The organism is Thioclava sp. JE_KL1, from assembly GCF_009296265.1.
Classification (GTDB): domain Bacteria; phylum Pseudomonadota; class Alphaproteobacteria; order Rhodobacterales; family Rhodobacteraceae; genus Thioclava.
The window spans coordinates 1-1,583 of the sequence record NZ_WBJS01000053.1; the positions used below are offsets into that span (position 1 = coordinate 1).

Genomic DNA, 1,583 nt, shown 5'->3' on the forward strand with positions numbered 1-1,583 from the left:
CGTCGTCCCAACGCCGGCGGCGCTCAATACCCAAAACCTCGCCCCGCATAGCCCCTCCGCGCATAAGAGACGTCGTTTGCGACGTCGTTATGCACGTGTCTTAGGGCCTCACGCCGAAATCTGGCAGGCGGTGCCAACCGGGCCGTTACCCTTGAACCGAGCACACGGCCGAAATGAGACGTCGACCTGATACGAATGCAACGGTAGTGCCAAGATGCTCGAATAACAGCATGAGGGGTTCGCTTCACGACATGTGGTTGGTCGAGCCCTCCCAACCCTGCCGCAAGTCAATTCCGACCGGGCCACGGGACTACTGGATGAAAGACCCGTGGCAGGTCACTGCCCATGCTCACCACCGATAGGAGCACCGCAAAGCATCGAAGCTTCAAGAATGGAGACCCTGCGAAGACCGAGCGAACCATGATGTGGAAGCGCGTCGACACTTTCGTTCGCGCTCGCCGACGGCCTTTCGACGACAGAACACCTCATCTCGGCTCAAGTTCCACCCGACACGATGATCTTCCGGATATTTGCAATCTTCATGGACGTTCATGGTCGAAACTCGCTGCATTGAATCCCGACCGACTGCACCGGGCTTATTACCGATTGGCGATCCTGGTCTGAGAAAATCAGCACAGTCTTTCGGGATAGCGGTCTCTCTTGGTGTCTCTCTTCATTTGGGCAATCGGCATCGGACACCACACCTCATCCCGGCTCGTCCGTTTCCTCAGCGTGCGAAGGCCGCGAGGCACCGAACCCGAGGCCCCTGGACGGCGCAACGTGCGCCCATGCTTGAAAAGCCGACGCACGGGTCCCACCATAAGGCGACCCGGGGAAGACCTGGCCCGACTACAAGGTCTACACGCTGGACCCCTGACCTGTAAACGAAGACATTCTATGCGCAGCACCCCAGACCGTATCCGCCAAGCCGTGAGCTTCGAACTCATTGGCCTCCTCATCGTCACGCCGCTCTTCGCCTGGGCCTTCGATCATCCCATGGAGGAAATGGGCGTGCTGGTCGTTCTCGGGGCGACTGCGGCCACCGTCTGGAACTATCTATTCAACCTGGCCTTCGATCACATCCTGCTCTGGCGCCGTGGCGATGTCCATAAGACAATGCCGCTTCGGATCTCTCACGCGGTGCTTTTCGAGGTGACGCTGCTTACCCTGCTCCTGCCGATTTTCGCATGGTGGCTCGACGCCTCCCTGCTGACCATTCTCATGATGGAACTGTCCTTTGCAGGCTTCTATCTCGTCTACGCCTTCGTTTTCACTTGGGGATACGATACGATCTTTCCGCCTCAGAAACGCGAACGGATGGCATAAATATGGAAGATGATGCTACCGGAGGAGCCCCCGCCTGCTTTGCCCATCTTCTGGTCGATGGACACCTGGTCGATCCCGAGACTGCACGCGACGTGGCGCGGTTCAGGTGGGCGGAGCGCGCTCGGCTTGTGGCCGCGCGGGCCTTGTCCGCAGAAGATCGAGAGCGCGCGACCGTCCGGCTGATTGACGGTCTCGACCGGACAGTTCCTCTCGATGCCCGCCTCACCGTGGCTGTCTATTGGCCGATCCGGGGCGAA

The 1,583-nt window shown here is 59.5% G+C and carries 2 protein-coding genes; one reads left to right on the forward strand and one right to left on the reverse strand.

Going from position 1 to position 1,583, the window contains the following annotated elements; translation table 11 throughout:
- Nucleotides 1-897 precede the first annotated feature (897 nt).
- Nucleotides 898-1,326 carry a PACE efflux transporter gene (locus F8R15_RS20845; RefSeq protein ID WP_152845872.1) on the forward strand — a complete coding sequence of 143 codons (429 nt, stop codon included), beginning with the start codon at nt 898-900 and terminating at the stop codon, nt 1,324-1,326.
- On the opposite strand, the gene F8R15_RS21700 is transcribed toward F8R15_RS20845, so the two are convergent.
- Nucleotides 1,302-1,583: hypothetical protein (locus F8R15_RS21700; protein ID WP_216644160.1), on the reverse strand; the 282-nt coding region annotated here is incomplete at its 5' end. The genes F8R15_RS20845 and F8R15_RS21700 overlap by 25 nt on opposite strands.

What these genes read in the sequence shown, in the direction of transcription:
- F8R15_RS20845 (WP_152845872.1), top strand. Translation starts at nt 898, where the DNA reads ATGCGCAGCACCCCAGACCGTATCCGCCAAGCCGTGAGCTTCGAACTC.